Origin of the sequence: Streptomyces sp. P9-A4 (assembly GCF_036634195.1) — a bacterium.
GTDB lineage: Bacteria > Actinomycetota > Actinomycetes > Streptomycetales > Streptomycetaceae > Streptomyces.
Window position 1 is genome coordinate 3,397,838 of sequence record NZ_JAZIFY010000001.1, and the last position, 14,049, is coordinate 3,411,886.

The window sequence follows — 14,049 nt, forward strand, 5'->3', positions numbered from 1 at the left end:
TTGGGCGCGGCCGCCAGTGGTTAGGCTCGACAACGTGAGCAGGCTCCAGGTCGTCAGCGGCAAGGGCGGTACCGGTAAGACGACGGTCGCCGCCGCCCTCGCCCTCGCCCTCGCGACGGAGGGGAAGCGGACCCTCCTCGTCGAGGTCGAAGGCAGGCAGGGCATCGCACAGCTCTTCGAGACGGAAGCCCTTCCGTACGAGGAGCGCAAGATCGCCGTCGCCCCGGGCGGCGGCGAGGTGTACGCGCTGGCGATCGACGCCGAGCGCGCCCTCCTCGACTACCTCCAGATGTTCTACAAACTGGGCGGTGCGGGGCGGGCTCTGAAGAAGCTCGGCGCGATCGACTTCGCGACGACGATAGCGCCGGGCGTACGGGACGTCCTGCTGACCGGCAAGGCCTGCGAGGCGGTCAGGCGGCGCGAGAAGCACGGCGGGCACACCTACGACCACGTGGTCATGGACGCGCCGCCCACCGGCCGCATCACCCGCTTCCTCAACGTCAACGACGAGGTAGCGGGCCTGGCCAGGATCGGACCGATACACAACCAGGCGCAGGCCGTCATGCGGGTCCTCAAGTCCCCCGAGACGGCGGTGCACCTGGTGACCCTGCTGGAGGAGATGCCGGTCCAGGAGACCGCGGACGGCATCGCGGAGCTCCGCGCCGCCGAACTCCCGGTGGGCCGGGTCGTGGTGAACATGGTCCGCCCGCACGTCCTCGACCAGGCGGCGGTACGGGCCGCCTCCGGCGACCACCGGGACGCGATCACGAGGACCCTGGCCGCCGCGGGCGTCGCCGACGGCGCGACGCTGGTCGAGCCGCTCCTCGACGAGGCGGCCGGGCATGCCCGGCGGGTGGAGCTGGAGCGGACGCAGCGCGCGGTTCTCGACGGCCTCGGCGTCCCCTCGTACGAGCTCCCCTTCCTGGGGGACGGGGCGGACATCGCGGGGCTCTACCGGCTGGCGAAGGAACTGCGGAAGCAAGGGGTGGGCGCGTGACGGAGAAGGCCGCCGGCACCGGGGAAGGGCTCGACGCCGTCCCCGTCCTGGAGCTCGACCCGCTGATCGACGACCCGGGCACCCGCATCGTCGTCTGCTGCGGCGCCGGCGGGGTCGGCAAGACGACCACGGCGGCGGCGCTCGGCGTGCGGGCGGCGGAGCGCGGCCGACGGGTCGTCGTCCTCACCATCGACCCGGCCCGTCGCCTCGCCCAGTCGATGGGCATCGACTCCCTCGACAACACCCCGCGCAAGGTGGAGGGCATCAAGGGCTCGGACGGCGGCGAACTGCACGCCATGATGCTGGACATGAAGCGGACCTTCGACGAGATCGTCGAGGCGCACGCGGATCCCGAGCGGGCGCGGGCGATCCTGGAGAACCCCTTCTACCAGTCCCTGTCGGCCGGATTCGCCGGTACGCAGGAGTACATGGCGATGGAGAAGCTGGGCCAGCTCCGGGCCCGCGACGAGTGGGACCTGATCGTCGTGGACACGCCGCCGTCCCGGTCCGCCCTGGACTTCCTGGACGCGCCGAAGCGGCTCGGGTCCTTCCTCGACGGGAAGTTCATCAAGCTGCTGATGGCGCCGGCCAAGGTGGGCGGCCGGGCCGGGATGAAGTTCCTCAACGTCGGCATGTCGATGATGACGGGGACCCTCGGAAAGCTGCTGGGGGGTCAGTTCCTCAAGGACGTGCAGACGTTCGTCGTGGCGATGGACACGATGTTCGGCGGTTTCCGGACCCGCGCCGACGCCACGTACAAGCTGCTCCAGGCCCCGGGCACGGCCTTCCTCGTGGTCGCCACGCCGGAGCGGGACGCGCTGCGCGAGGCCGCGTACTTCGTGGAGCGGCTGGCCGCCGAGGACATGCCGCTGGCCGGTCTCGTCCTCAACCGCGTGCACGGCAGCGGCGCCGTCCGGCTTTCGGCCGAGCGGGCGCGGGCCGCGGCGGAAAATCTTGAGGAGGGGTGCATTGTGGATCAGGAAGGCGGGAAGACTCGGCGGAGTGGCTCCCCGGCCACCGACCCCGAGCCGTCCGAACTCGCCACCGCCGCCGCACTTTCCGCACCCGAGGCTGCCCCCACAGCCGAACCGGCACAGGACACAGACACAGACGCGCGCGCCGATCCCGCCGCGGACACCGACGCGGACGCTTCCGCATCCGCCGACGTGGACGCGAACACCGACGCGTCCGCCGATGTGGACGTCGACGTGCGCCGTCTCACCGCAGGACTCCTCCGCCTGCATGCCGAGCGCATGCGGGTGCTCACGCGTGAGCAGCGCACGCGCGACCGCTTCACCGCGCTCCACCCCGAGGTGGCGGTGACCGAGGTGGCGGCCCTGCCCGGCGATGTGCACGACCTCGCCGGGCTGCGGACCATCGGTGACCGTCTCACGAACGGACGGACTCCCTCCGCCTGAAAGGCCCTTGAGCGGACCCCCGGCCGGGCCTAACCCACCGCGGCATACGCCTCGTACGTCGCGTCGTCCTCCATGGCCACGGGCAGCAGGCCCGCTCCCCGCTCGTACTCGGTGCGCGCGGTCTCCAGGAGCCGCCGCCACGAGGTGACCGTCGGCCTCCGGCGCAGCAGCGCACGGCGCTCGCGCTCCGTCATGCCGCCCCACACACCGAACTCCACCCGGTTGTCGAGGGCGTCGGCGAGGCACTCGGTCCGCACCGGACATCCGGTGCACACCGCCTTTGCCCTGTTCTGCGCCGCTCCCTGCACGAAAAGTTCATCCGGATCGGTAGTGCGGCAGGCCGCCTGCGCACTCCAGTCAGCTACCCAGCCCATACCGGCGCCGTCCTCTCCCGAATCGAGGCTCCCCCACGGCGACAGCGGCATATTCACCGCTGCCAGTTGGGACGTTACGGAAGGTAGGGACAGCGCAACACCCCCTTCGGGCCCAATCTTGGATGGCCCGAACGGACTATGCGTGCGCGTCAGATCACCCAGGGGAGTGAGCGAAGGACATGCGTGTGATAGCAGACATATCCCTTGGATACGCCCGAATCCAACGGGCCCACATGGGGGCACCACATGACGCATGAGCCGGAATCGGACACGAGGTCCCCATGCTTCGGGGTCACGGGAATTCATGCCGATGTCACACCCGGGTCTTGATGCCGGACCACACTGCTGTGACAGTTGGGAGCAGCTTAGGCCAAGGCATATACGCGTGTCCGGCGAATGAGAACGTAGGCTGCCCCCATGGCAAAGAAGCGCTCGGGCGGTGGTCTGACCGGGACCCAGCAGGCCGCCAAGTTCCTCGGTGTCAGTGTGCTCGCGGGAGCCGTACTGGCAGGCATCGCCCTGCCCGCGGCCGGTGCACTCGGACTGGCCGCGAAGGGCACGGTCGAGGGGTTCGACGAGATCCCCTCCAATCTGAAGACCCCTCCGCTGAGTCAGCGCACCAGCATCCTCGACTCCGAGGGCGGTCTGATCGCCACGGTGTACTCGCGCGACCGCAAGGTCGTACCGCTGGACAAGATCTCCCCGTACATGCAGAAGGCGATCGTCGCGATCGAGGACGGCCGCTTCTACGAGCACGGGGCGATCGACCTCAAGGGCGTGCTGCGCGCGATCAACCGGAACGCGCAGTCGGGCGGGGTCTCGCAGGGCGCGTCCACGCTGACCCAGCAGTACGTGAAGAACGTCTTCGTCGAGGAGGCCGGTGACGACCCCGAGAAGGTCGCGCAGGCCACCCAGCAGACCATCGGCCGCAAGGTCCGCGAGCTGAAGTTCGCGATCCAGGTCGAGGAGGAGCTCGGCAAGAAGAAGATCCTGGAGAACTACCTCAACATCACGTTCTTCGGGCAGCAGGCGTACGGCATCGAGGCCGCCTCGCAGCGGTACTTCTCGAAGCACGCCGCCGACCTGACCCTCGGCGAGTCGGCGATGATGGCCGGCCTCGTCCAGTCGCCGAGCCGCTACGACCCGGTCAACGACCTCCAGGAAGCGACCAAGCGCCGCAACGTCGTCCTCCAGCGGATGGCCGACGTGAAGGACATCAGCCAGGCCGAGGCGGACAAGGCGAAGGCGACGCCGCTCAAGCTGAAGGTGAAGACCCCGAGGAACGGCTGCATCACGGCCGTCGACGGCTCCGGCTTCTTCTGCGACTACGTCCGCAAGACGATCCTCAACGACCCGGTCTTCGGGAAGACCGCCGAGGAGCGGCAGAAGCTGTGGAACCTGGGCGGTCTCACCATCAAGACCACGCTCTCCCCGAAGGCGCAGACGGCGGCCAACGAGGCGGCCGTGGCCAAGGTCAACAAGGACGACGGGGTCGCGACCGCCGTCGTCCAGGTCCAGCCCGGCACCGGCAAGATCCTGTCGATGGGCCAGTCCCGCCCGTACGGCCTGGACCAGAAGCAGCACCAGACGACGCTGAACCTCGCCGTCGGCAGCAAGATGGGCGGCACCACGTACGGCTTCCCGGTCGGCTCGACCTTCAAGCCGATCACGGCGGCCGCCGCCCTGGAGAAGGGGCTCAGCCCCGCGCAGAGCTTCGACACCCCGACGAAGATCACCATGTCGGAGAGCGAGTTCACCCGCTGCGACGGCAGGCCGGCCGGCAACCTCGAATGGCCGGTCCAGAACGAGCTTCCGTCGGAGAAGGGCCCCTATGACATGACGGGCGCCCTCGGCAAGTCCATCAACACGTACTTCGCCAAGCTGGAGCAGATGACCGGCCTGTGCGAGACGCTGTCGATGGCCAAGAAGGTCGGGTACGAGCGCGAGCTGGGCAAGCCCATCAAGCAGAGCCCGTCGGCCACGCTCGGCAGCCTGGAGAGCACCCCGCTCGACATGGCCTCCGTCTACGCCACCTTCGCCAACCGCGGCATCTACTGCACCCCGATCGTCGTCGAATCCGTCCGGGCCGCCAACGGCGACAAGCTGAACGTGCCGGACACCAAGTGCTCGCGGGCCATGAGCGAGCGCACCGCCGACACCATCAACCAGATGCTGAAGGGCGTGATCGAGGACGGCACCGGTACGCGGGCCGGTCTGAGCGACCGGGACAACGCGGGCAAGACCGGTACCACCGAGGGCCGCAAGGACGCCTGGTTCGTCGGCTACACGCCGAACCTCTCCACCGCCGTCTGGGTCGGCGACGACGTCGGCAAGCGCGACGAGATGTACGACATCACCATCGGCGGCGAGTACTACGACAAGGTCTGTGGCGGCTGCCTCCCCGGCCCGATCTGGAAGATCGCGATGACGGGCGCGCTCGATGCCTCCCAGACGCCGGGCTTCGCCGCCATCTCCGTACCGCGGGCCGAGAAGCCCAAGGCCCCGGAGGACGGGGACGAGGGCCCGAACAAGCCCCGTAAGGGCGACGGCAAGCCGGGCGACACCAAGCCGCCGACGAACCCGTTCCCCGGGATCACGATCCCGCCGGACATGCTCCGCGACGCCAACAAGGGCCGCGGCGGAAACCACTGACGCGGTAGGCACGGACACGTACGAGGAAGGGCGCCCCACTCCGAGTGGGGCGCCCTTCCTCGTACGTACGACTCGTGGGGATCAGCCCGCGAGCAGCTTCTTCACGGAGGCGGCGACCCGCCCGCCGTCGGCCTGGCCGGCCACCTTCGGGTTCACGATCTTCATGACGGCGCCCATGGCACGCGGCCCCTCGGCGCCCGCCGCCTTCGCCTCCGCGACGGCCGCCGCGACGATCGCGTCGAGCTCCTCGTCACCGAGCTGCTTGGGCAGGTACGCGTCGAGGAGGACGCCCTCCGCCTTCTCCCGCTCGGCCGACTCGTGGCGACCGCCCTGCGCGAAGGCCTCCGCGGCCTCGCGGCGCTTCTTCGCCTCCTTGGCGATCACCTTCTGCACCTCGTCGTCGGAGAGTTCGCGCTTGGTCTTGCCCGCGACCTCCTCCTTGGTGATCGCGGTGATGGTCAGCCGCAGGGTCGAGGAGCGCAGTTCGTCGCGCTCCCGGATCGCGGCGTTGAGGTCGGCCTGGAGCTTCGCCTTCAGCGTGGTCATGGGTCAAGTGTGGCAGGTGCGCCGCCCCACCCGCCCGCGCATTTACGCCCACCGGGTCTGCGACGATGGGGGGATGCGCGCACGGTACGGCATCCCCCTGAAGATCACGGCAGGCCTCACGGCGACGGCCGCCGCCGGAATCGTCTACGCGGCGGGCTTCGAGGCCCGCTCGTTCCGGCTCCGCCGCGTGACGGTCCCGGTGCTGCCGCCGGGCATGAGCGACCTGCGGGTCCTCCAGATCTCCGACATCCACATGGTGAGCGGTCAGCGCAAGAAGCGGGCCTGGCTCCAGTCCCTCGCGGGGCTGCGCCCCGACCTCGTCGTCAACACCGGCGACAACCTCTCCGACACGGAGGCGGTACCGGAGGTCCTCGACGCGCTCGGGCCGCTGATGGAGTTCCCCGGCGTGTACGTCTTCGGCTCCAACGACTACTACGGGCCCACCCCGCGCAACCCCGCCCGCTATCTGAAGGAGAAGGTGCAGGGCCGGCACGGCCTCAACGGCAACAAGCCGGTCGTCGGCGCCGTCCACAACCCGTGGGAGGGCATGCGGGACGCCTTCGACGAGGCGGGCTGGGTGAACCTCACCAACACCCGCGGCCGGCTCAAGCTGCCCCAGGCGGACCTGGCGTTCACCGGCCTCGACGACCCGCACATCAAGCGCGACCGGTACGAGCGGGTGGCCGGCGGCCCCGACGCCCAGGCGGACTTCACGCTGGGCGTGGTCCACGCCCCGTACCTGCGCTCGCTCGACGCGTTCACGTCCGACGGATACGAGCTGATCCTCGCCGGACACACCCACGGCGGGCAGCTGTGCGTCCCCTTCTACGGGGCGCTCGTCACCAACTGCGACCTGGACACGGACCGGGTGAAGGGCCTCTCCACCCACACGGTGGGCGACCGCACTTCCTACCTCCACGTCTCGGCGGGCTGCGGCACCAACCGCTACACCCCGGTCCGCTTCGCCTGCCCGCCCGAGGTCACCCTGCTCACCCTGACGGCGCGCGCCTGAGCACCTACGGTGGGGGAATGTTCCCGCCCCACACCGCGGCCGTGCCGGCCTCCGCCGTCATACCCCCCGCCCGCCGCCGCCCCTACGCGGCGGCGTTCCGGGCGCTGATCGCCCTGTCCGCGGCCACGGGCCTGGTCATCGAGTGCGTGTACGGGGACGTGCTCGTCGTCCTGAGCTTCTTCACGATCTGGTCGAACATCCTGGTCGCCGTCGTCCTCGGCCGGGGCGCGGTCCGCGCCTGGACCCGCCGCCCGCCGCTCCCCGCGCTGTGGACGGGCGGGGCGCTGCTCTGCATCACGGTCGTCGGTCTCGTCTTCCACCTGGTCCTCGACAACCCGTCGAGCGAGTTCAACCAGGCGGCGGAGATCGCCCGCCTCACCGGGGCGAAGGCGGTCGCCAACCAGCTGCTGCACACCGTGACCCCGATCGGCGCGGCCGTCGACTTCCTGCTCCTCACCGCCCCCGGCGCACTCCACTGGCGGCACGCCGCCCAGTGGCTGGCCGCCCCGGGCCTCTACTTCGCCTTCGCCCTGGTACGCGGCGAGCTGATCTCCCCCGACGCGCCCACCCGCTACACGTACCCGTTCCTCGACGTGACCGCCCACGGCTACGCCGGCGTCCTCACCAACGCGCTCGTCCTCGGCGCGGCCTTCTACGCCCTGGGCCTCGCGATCGTCACCCTGGACCGCCTCCGCCCCGCCCCGAGGGCCCCCGAATACCGGATTTCGCCTCAGCGCGCGCGTGGGCTAAAGTAAGCGATGTCGCCGCGACGTGAACAACAGAGCAGCGACATCGGGGTGTAGCGCAGCTTGGCAGCGCGCTTCGTTCGGGACGAAGAGGTCGTGGGTTCAAATCCCGCCACCCCGACAGCCGTAAGACCAGGTCAGGGGCCTGATCCGAGACATCGGATCAGGCCCCTGAGTGGTTTCCGGGGTCGGCTTGGGAGCCGTTAGGGAGCCGATCGCGGGAGACGCTCCAAACGGGTCCCGGAAACAGCGGCGAGGGGTCCAACGGCAGAGTGCGATCGCCCCCTTCAGCGGGCGGCAGGAGCGGCGCCGAGACTCTGTCCATGCTGGTTGCGCTGTCGGCCGTGCGGGCGTCGATCTGGTCGTGATCGTCGACTTCCTGACTTGCGTGATACTGCGATGACGGCGGGTCAGGCGCCAGGCGGGGGTCCTCGCGCCCGCATCGAGATGGCTGCCTCGGGCACCGAGCGGGAAGAGCCCGGGGTCCCTTCACCACACCTGGGCCGTCGGCCGTCCTCACGTTGAGGGAAGAGGGATGCGCCGCTCCGCACCGGGCTTCCTGCTGCACCGTTCCTTTCACCTCAGCCGCGAAGCCCGAGGAAGCCGACGGGCCGGCATGGCTGGGAGCTGGACGCTCCCGGTAACCCTGAGCGCGGCGGCCTACCGGCTACTCAGCGTCGCAGCGCTCGCTCACCCCGTTCGGCTCGGCGCAGTCACCTCTCGTTGGGCCGACCGAGCCGGGCTGGGCGGGTTCGGCCCAAGGTTTCCGTCGGCCCGGCCGGAGGCGACGTAGGGTCAGGCCTCGTGTCTCTGCGTGAGGTGGGACGGCGTGCCGGGAACCCGTCACGCCGTCCCTGGCGCAGCCGCCCTGACGACGACGGATGTCCGGTGTGAGGAGTGCGGATGAACGGCTGGGCCGTCGTGGCCGCCGGGGGTGTGGTCGTCGGCTACGGGATGCTCTCGCGGCGCCTGTCGACCACGGTGCTCTCGGGACCTTTGGTGTTCATGCTCGTAGGTGTGGCGATCGGCCCGCTGGGCCTGGATCTGCTGGACCGCGCGAAGGATCCCGAGGTCACGCGGACCCTGCTGGAGAGCGCACTGGTGCTCCTGCTGTTCGCGGACGCGGCGGGAATCAGGGCTCGGGACCTGCGCCGGGAGGGGTTCCTGCCGCTGCGGCTGCTCACGGTGGGCATGCCGGCCACGATGGCTCTGGGGTGGCTGGCGGCCTGGCCCCTGCTGCCCGGCCTCGGTATGTGGGAGCTGGCCTTGGCCGCCATCATCCTGGCGCCGACGGACGCCGCGCTCGGGCAGCAGGCCTTCTCCAACAAGCAGGTGCCGCCGCTGATCCGCGGCGGCCTGTCCGTGGAATCCGGTGTGAACGACGGTCTGGCGCTTCCGTTCTTCGTGCTGGCACTCGCGGCGGCGGGTGAGGGCCATGGTCATCCGGGCGTGGCCGAGACGTTCCTGCGGGCGCTGCTGCTGAGCAGCGCGATCGGCATCGCGGCCGGCTGGGCCGGGGCGAGTGTGTTGCGTTGGTCGCTGACCCGAGGGTGGAGCAGCTCCGACTGGCAGCAGTTCCTGGTCCTCGCCGTTCCGGCCGTCGCCTACGCGCTGTGCCTCATGGGCGACGGAAGCGGCTTCATCGGTTCCTGGGCCGCCGGTCTGGCCTTCGGCATCCACCTGCGCCGGACGCCCGCCGGTCTGGGCCTCCGTCCCCAGGACTCGGATCCAGCGCGGAGCACGAGGTTCACCGAACGACTCGGCCTCCTGCTCGCCTCGCTGAGCTTCCTCGTCTTCGGCGCGGTCATCCTCGGACCGACGCTCCAGCACCTGACGTGGCGGATGGTCGTCTACGCGCTGCTCAGCCTTACCGTCCTCCGGATGCTGCCGGTCGCTCTCGCGCTGATCGGCACCGGGCTGCGCGCCACCTCCGTGGCCTACATCGGCTGGTTCGGTCCGCGCGGGCTCGCCTCCCTCGTGTTCGGCCTGCTCGCCTTCGAGGAACACCTGCCCGGGGGAACTCTGCTGAGCGGGGTCATCGCCGTGACCGTCGGCCTGAGCGTCATCCTCCACGGAGCCTCGGCTCCCTTCCTGGGAAACCGCTACGGCGCATGGTTCACCAGAACACTCCGGGGGGAACCGAACCTGCGGGAGAACGCCCTCGCCCAAGACCACACACCGCGCTGAAGGCCCGGTCGCTGGTGGCCCGTAGCCGCACGTGTGCTCCCACGTAGTGATCGCGTGGGAGCCGGCGAACCCGAGAACCGCGAACCCCGCAAGCACTCCCCGGTCCGCTGGACCGATCGCTGATCCGCGGCCGCGCCGTGGTGGACCGGCTGGAGAGCCCGACCACCTTGCCGGTCGGCTTCGGCGGTGAGGAGCCGGTGGTCAGCGAACGGAGGCTGCGGCCCGGGGACCGGCTGCTGTGTTTCACCGACGGCCTGATCGAAGAGCATCAAGCCGGTGGGGAACAGTTCGGTGAGGAGCAACTCATCGAGTGCACCAACCGAGTCGTCCGTGACCACACGGCGGTGCGGTCGGTGGTGCGCGCGCTCTCCCACACGTTGAAGCAGGAACGAGGCGGCGTCACCAGCGACGACGCGACCATCTTCCTCATCGAGTGGCGCGGAGGCGACGCCGACCATCTCGCCGCCCTCGATTGAGGGATCACCGGACCGGGCGGCGGTGGGCGGAGCGGCGCATGCGCAGGGCGATGTAGATGAGGTCCGCCACGAGCAGCACGATGCCGATGATCAGCAGGAAGACCAGGCCGTCGGCGGTGGCACCGATGATGCCCAGCACGATCGCGATGATGATCAGGGCCAGAAAGAGCGTCATGAGGGCTGCCCCCTCGCTCGGTCGGGGAGCTCAGCGGCGGGCCAGCTGCCGCTCGCCGTTCGCCCCGGGCTGGTAGGGGAGGTCGTAGTGCCGGAAGACCGCCTCCTCGTCCTCGGCGGGAAGTACGTCGTCGCTGCCGATCGAAGGGCACTGCTTCACCAGCGCCTTGTCATGGACGACCTTCACGTAGCCCGGCCCCACCGTCGCACCGTCCAGGGGAACGAACACCAGACGGTGGCGGGTGGGCAGGCCGACCCGGACCGTGGCCATGGCCGGCTCGTCGGTGCTGGTGTCGACGTAGACCGCCTCCAGCTCTCCGATCCTGTGGCCCCGCCCGTCCACCACGTCGTGGGTCCGCCACTCACGGATGTCCGCCATCTGGATCATGCCGACTCCTGGCGGTGTGCAGCCGGTTCGGGAAGCGCGGCGACAAGGATCCCGGCGGCCTGGGTGACGTTGCCGGCGTCGACCGCACGGGCCATGGCGTCACGTGCCGCGTCGGGTGTCGTGTCCGGGGGCACCACCAGGAGGGCGAAGTGGTCGTTGTCGCCACGGGTGATGAGGACGGTGTCGTCGCCTACGGGAAAGGAGTCGAGGCGTACGACCCGGTCGTCGACGACCACACGGGTCGGGACCTCCTCCCAGGCGTCCGTGTCCAGGCCGACGCGTGTGACGGGGCCGAGGTGTGTGGTGAGAGCCCGGATCAGGGCGGGCAGCTCGGTCGCGATGTCGCGGGAGCGGGGCCACCAGGCGCCGTCGAGAACGCCTTCGCGGGAGTGGGTCGTCTGCAGCCGGAGCAGGGCCGTGCCGGGTTTCACCGCTCGGTGGATCTCGTCCGGAAGGAGCTTGGGAGGGGTGGGGATGTCGTATTCGGCCATAGTGGTCCGCCTGCCTGCGCGGGGCCGCCGACACCTCATGGCCGACGAGATACCGCCGTGGTCTCACGGTACTCCGCGTGCCTGCGGTCCTGCCCGTGACCATCGGCCGGGGGCGTGCCCGCGGTCATACCCGTGGCCGCCGTCCGACAGCGTGCCCGGTGGGAAATCACCTGGTCAGAGCGGCTCGTCCGACCGCTGCGCGGAGTAGGCTGAAGGTACCGGGAGTAAGTCGAGCACCCGCTCCCACGCGGACGTCGTTTCCGGCGATCAAGACACTGGGCCGCCTTTCAGGGCGGCCCGGGGACGGGTCCGCGATCATGGCCACGACCCTGGCACCCACGCTTTCGGCGCGGCTGTCGCTGACGCCGAAGACCACCCTCGTCGGCCTTCTGGACGGCGCCTGGTGGCCTCGCTCGCGTGACCTCACCGCCGAGCTTCCGCCTCTGGTCGACGCGCTGGAGGAGCGCTACGGACGCATCACCCGCGTCACGGTGAACCCCACCCACTGGCCCGTCGTCCCGCACACGGTTCCCGCCACCGGGCACACCGTGCACGTCGGCTGGTTCACCGAACAGGATCCCGACAAGATGATCCTGCTCTCCTACACCGTCGGCCGCTGCGACCTGCTGGTGATCCCGCCCGAGACCGAACCCGCCGCCGCCGCCCGGCTGATGACCGCCGCCGCCCTCCCCGGCAGCGTCCTGGCCGCCGGAGTCCTGATGTCCGACGAGGCCGCGACCGGCCGCCGTATGCGCGACGCCCGAAGCAGCGAGGACTCCTGGGAGACCGACGGCGGATCCGGCATCCCGCCACTCCGGCACCCGGTCGTCGGCGCGCGGATGATCCCCATGCCGGGAAGCCCGCGGAGGTGACCCCATGGCAACCCTGATCACGATCGCCGTGATCGCCCTGTTGATCGCGCTCGGCACCCGCCTGATCCACCGGCTCAACGCCCAGCACGACGCACGCATCGCCGCCCATCACTTCGGCGACGCCTTCCCGCCCATTCGCCGGCCGCCCGGCCCCGGCCACCGCACACCGACGGAGCAAGCCGCCCACCGCAGGCGCACGGGCACCTGGCCGTGAGCACCCCTGGCCATTCCTCCGACCGAAGGCCGCGGGTGGGGCACCCGACACCCGGGACAACCCACTCGCCGGCCTCTCGCATGAAAGGACTCGGTCATGGCGACACTCGGCGAGCGACAGAGCTACCGCGAACGGGTCCTGGCCGCCCTCTACGAAGCCACCGAAGGCAACCGTCTCCTCGGAGTCCCGGGACGCAAGCTGCGGAACGACCTGCGCATCCCGGAGGAGGACCTGGCCGCCGCCTGCACCTACCTCGCCGGCGAGGACCTGATCACCGTCGACTGGGAACCCGGCAACACCCCCGCGATGGTCTCCCTCACCCACCAGGGAATCCGCCGCATGGAGGCCGAGGAGGAAGAACGCGGCTGAGCCGGACTACTCAGGGGCCCGCTCTCCCACTCGGCCTGTCCGGCCCCGCGGTCGTAGATCACGGGTTCGCTCCCGACGGGCACCGCGGGTGTGTCCCTCCCGGGAGCCGCAAGACCAGGTCAAGGGCCTGATCCTCACTGAGGGTCAGGCCCTTCCCGTGTCTTCGGTGTCCGCCCGCCGGTTGCCGGCCGACGGGGCCGGCTCAGGGGTGGAGCATCTCCGGCATGGGTGATTGCGGAGCCTCCAGGCCGGGCAGCAGCCAGGTCTGGAACGGGGCCAGCACCGCCAGGGCCAGGAAGACGATGCCTACGGCCTTCGAGAGGACGGGGCCCAGGCGCCACAGCTTCTCGACGAAGATCACCGCGGCCAGCACCGCCATCGCCAGGACGTTCATGACGCCGAGCGGGACGAGGACGATCATCAGTCCCCAGCAGCAGCCCACGCAGTACAGGCCGTGGTGGAGTCCGACCCGCAGGTCGCGGGCGCGGGGGCGGTAGCCGGCGTACCGGACGAGCTGGCCCACCGGGCTCTGGCAGTGGCGCAGGCACATGTCCTTGAGCGGGCCGAGCTGCTGCAGTCCGGCGAGCAGGAAGGCGCCGGCGCCGATCCAACGGCCGGCGGTGGGGTGGTCCCGCACCAGGGCCCCGGTCGCGGCGAGGATCCCGTACGTGGCGAGGCCGAAAACCGTCCAGGCCAGCAGGTAGCCGCCCACGAACTGGGTCGTACGGGCCGCCCGGACCCACCCGGTCGACCGGCGGCCGATGGCCCGCGCCCAGGTGATGGCCACCGGTGCCACGGACGGGAACATCATGGCGATCATCATGACCAGCCAGAACAGCAGGAACAGCGGCACGCCCAGTCCCATGGTCCCCGGCTCGATGCCCATGTCCCTGGCCTGGCCGACGACCAGGATCCAGCCGAGCACCGCCAGCAGCACCATGAGCAGCCAGGCGAGCGCGATCTCCCGTGCCGACAACAGGTTCGCCGGCCTCAGGGGTGGCGGATAGGCCCTCCGGTCGAGGCGCACACCTCCAGCACAGCACACCGGCGGTCCGAACGCGCCCGCAGCCGGATGACAGGGCGTGGGGTGGAGGGGGAGAATGAGGGAGAACAGGCCCGTGAAGACCGGGCGG

At 70.3% G+C, this 14,049-nt stretch carries 15 protein-coding genes, 1 tRNA gene and 1 pseudogene; 11 read left to right on the forward strand and 6 right to left on the reverse strand.

Annotated elements, in window-relative coordinates:
• The first annotated feature begins 34 nt into the window (after positions 1-34).
• Positions 35-997, forward strand: a complete 963-nt coding sequence (locus V4Y03_RS15205; RefSeq protein WP_317875708.1) for an ArsA family ATPase — start codon at positions 35-37, stop codon at positions 995-997.
• Positions 994-2,415, forward strand: coding sequence for an ArsA family ATPase (locus V4Y03_RS15210; RefSeq protein ID WP_332435271.1), 1,422 nt, complete (start codon positions 994-996; stop codon positions 2,413-2,415). The genes V4Y03_RS15205 and V4Y03_RS15210 overlap by 4 nt, the downstream gene beginning before the upstream one ends.
• A 29-nt stretch (positions 2,416-2,444) precedes the next feature.
• On the opposite strand, the gene V4Y03_RS15215 is transcribed toward V4Y03_RS15210, so the two are convergent.
• A complete protein-coding gene (locus tag V4Y03_RS15215; RefSeq protein ID WP_026058363.1) occupies positions 2,445-2,789 on the reverse strand; it encodes a WhiB family transcriptional regulator in 345 nt (114 codons plus the stop codon).
• A gap of 417 nt (positions 2,790-3,206) precedes the next feature.
• Between V4Y03_RS15215 and V4Y03_RS15220 the strand changes: the two genes are divergently transcribed.
• A complete protein-coding gene (locus tag V4Y03_RS15220; RefSeq protein ID WP_317875710.1) occupies positions 3,207-5,441 on the forward strand; it encodes a transglycosylase domain-containing protein in 2,235 nt (744 codons plus the stop codon).
• 81 nt (positions 5,442-5,522) lie between these two features.
• Here the strand turns inward: V4Y03_RS15220 and V4Y03_RS15225 are convergent, their stop codons facing one another.
• Positions 5,523-5,987 carry a GatB/YqeY domain-containing protein gene (locus tag V4Y03_RS15225; protein WP_317875711.1) on the reverse strand — a complete coding sequence of 155 codons (465 nt, stop codon included), beginning with the start codon at positions 5,985-5,987 and terminating at the stop codon, positions 5,523-5,525.
• Between the two features lie 73 nt (positions 5,988-6,060).
• Between V4Y03_RS15225 and V4Y03_RS15230 the strand changes: the two genes are divergently transcribed.
• The 5 genes and pseudogenes from V4Y03_RS15230 to V4Y03_RS15250 all read left to right on the forward strand — a co-directional run.
• Entirely contained in the window at positions 6,061-6,999 is a 939-nt protein-coding gene (locus V4Y03_RS15230; RefSeq protein WP_317875712.1) for a metallophosphoesterase, read from the forward strand.
• Positions 7,000-7,016: 17 nt separating this feature from the next.
• Positions 7,017-7,754, forward strand: coding sequence for a Pr6Pr family membrane protein (locus tag V4Y03_RS15235; protein WP_317875713.1), 738 nt, complete (start codon positions 7,017-7,019; stop codon positions 7,752-7,754).
• A gap of 38 nt (positions 7,755-7,792) precedes the next feature.
• Positions 7,793-7,866 (forward strand) — tRNA-Pro (locus tag V4Y03_RS15240).
• A 782-nt stretch (positions 7,867-8,648) separates the two neighbouring features.
• Positions 8,649-9,932 carry a cation:proton antiporter gene (locus V4Y03_RS15245; RefSeq protein ID WP_332435272.1) on the forward strand — a complete coding sequence of 428 codons (1,284 nt, stop codon included), beginning with the start codon at positions 8,649-8,651 and terminating at the stop codon, positions 9,930-9,932.
• A gap of 98 nt (positions 9,933-10,030) precedes the next feature.
• Positions 10,031-10,408 (forward strand): annotated as a pseudogene (locus V4Y03_RS15250) (SpoIIE family protein phosphatase); the annotation flags it as partial.
• A gap of 4 nt (positions 10,409-10,412) precedes the next feature.
• Here the strand turns inward: V4Y03_RS15250 and V4Y03_RS15255 are convergent.
• The 3 genes from V4Y03_RS15255 to V4Y03_RS15265 are packed head-to-tail and all read right to left on the reverse strand — an operon-like array spanning position 10,413 to position 11,461.
• Complete coding sequence (locus V4Y03_RS15255) at positions 10,413-10,583, reverse strand: hypothetical protein (RefSeq protein ID WP_317875715.1); 171 nt, start codon at positions 10,581-10,583, stop codon at positions 10,413-10,415.
• 30 nt (positions 10,584-10,613) lie between these two features.
• Positions 10,614-10,970 carry a PRC-barrel domain-containing protein gene (locus tag V4Y03_RS15260; protein ID WP_332435273.1) on the reverse strand — a complete coding sequence of 119 codons (357 nt, stop codon included), beginning with the start codon at positions 10,968-10,970 and terminating at the stop codon, positions 10,614-10,616.
• On the reverse strand, positions 10,967-11,461 hold the full coding sequence (locus V4Y03_RS15265; RefSeq protein WP_317875717.1) for a DUF5994 family protein: 495 nt from the start codon (positions 11,459-11,461) through the stop codon (positions 10,967-10,969). Before V4Y03_RS15265 ends, V4Y03_RS15260 begins: the two co-directional genes overlap by 4 nt.
• A 317-nt stretch (positions 11,462-11,778) precedes the next feature.
• On the opposite strand from V4Y03_RS15265, the gene V4Y03_RS15270 reads away from it, so the two are divergent.
• The 3 genes from V4Y03_RS15270 to V4Y03_RS15280 all read left to right on the forward strand — a co-directional run bounded on the left by V4Y03_RS15270 (position 11,779) and on the right by V4Y03_RS15280 (position 12,916).
• The gene (locus V4Y03_RS15270) at positions 11,779-12,333 is read left to right on the forward strand and encodes a DUF5994 family protein (protein WP_332435274.1); all 555 of its coding nucleotides are present in this window, start codon (positions 11,779-11,781) and stop codon (positions 12,331-12,333) included.
• A gap of 4 nt (positions 12,334-12,337) precedes the next feature.
• Complete coding sequence (locus tag V4Y03_RS15275) at positions 12,338-12,547, forward strand: hypothetical protein (protein ID WP_317875719.1); 210 nt, start codon at positions 12,338-12,340, stop codon at positions 12,545-12,547.
• Between the two features lie 96 nt (positions 12,548-12,643).
• Positions 12,644-12,916, forward strand: a complete 273-nt coding sequence (locus V4Y03_RS15280; protein ID WP_317875720.1) for a hypothetical protein — start codon at positions 12,644-12,646, stop codon at positions 12,914-12,916.
• Between the two features lie 202 nt (positions 12,917-13,118).
• On the opposite strand, the gene V4Y03_RS15285 is transcribed toward V4Y03_RS15280, so the two are convergent.
• Positions 13,119-13,943, reverse strand: coding sequence for a DUF2182 domain-containing protein (locus V4Y03_RS15285; RefSeq protein WP_332435275.1), 825 nt, complete (start codon positions 13,941-13,943; stop codon positions 13,119-13,121).
• Between the last annotated feature and the right edge of the window lie 106 nt (positions 13,944-14,049).

Coding starts and splice junctions, on each gene's coding strand:
- V4Y03_RS15225 (WP_317875711.1), bottom strand. CDS start 5,987: ATGACCACGCTGAAGGCGAAGCTCCAGGCCGACCTCAACGCCGCGATC.
- V4Y03_RS15215 (WP_026058363.1), bottom strand. CDS start 2,789: ATGGGCTGGGTAGCTGACTGGAGTGCGCAGGCGGCCTGCCGCACTACC.
- V4Y03_RS15280 (WP_317875720.1), top strand. CDS start 12,644: ATGGCGACACTCGGCGAGCGACAGAGCTACCGCGAACGGGTCCTGGCC.
- V4Y03_RS15230 (WP_317875712.1), top strand. CDS start 6,061: ATGCGCGCACGGTACGGCATCCCCCTGAAGATCACGGCAGGCCTCACG.
- V4Y03_RS15270 (WP_332435274.1), top strand. CDS start 11,779: ATGGCCACGACCCTGGCACCCACGCTTTCGGCGCGGCTGTCGCTGACG.
- V4Y03_RS15260 (WP_332435273.1), bottom strand. CDS start 10,970: ATGATCCAGATGGCGGACATCCGTGAGTGGCGGACCCACGACGTGGTG.
- V4Y03_RS15265 (WP_317875717.1), bottom strand. CDS start 11,461: ATGGCCGAATACGACATCCCCACCCCTCCCAAGCTCCTTCCGGACGAG.
- V4Y03_RS15245 (WP_332435272.1), top strand. CDS start 8,649: ATGAACGGCTGGGCCGTCGTGGCCGCCGGGGGTGTGGTCGTCGGCTAC.
- V4Y03_RS15275 (WP_317875719.1), top strand. CDS start 12,338: ATGGCAACCCTGATCACGATCGCCGTGATCGCCCTGTTGATCGCGCTC.
- V4Y03_RS15220 (WP_317875710.1), top strand. CDS start 3,207: ATGGCAAAGAAGCGCTCGGGCGGTGGTCTGACCGGGACCCAGCAGGCC.
- V4Y03_RS15235 (WP_317875713.1), top strand. CDS start 7,017: ATGTTCCCGCCCCACACCGCGGCCGTGCCGGCCTCCGCCGTCATACCC.
- V4Y03_RS15255 (WP_317875715.1), bottom strand. CDS start 10,583: ATGACGCTCTTTCTGGCCCTGATCATCATCGCGATCGTGCTGGGCATC.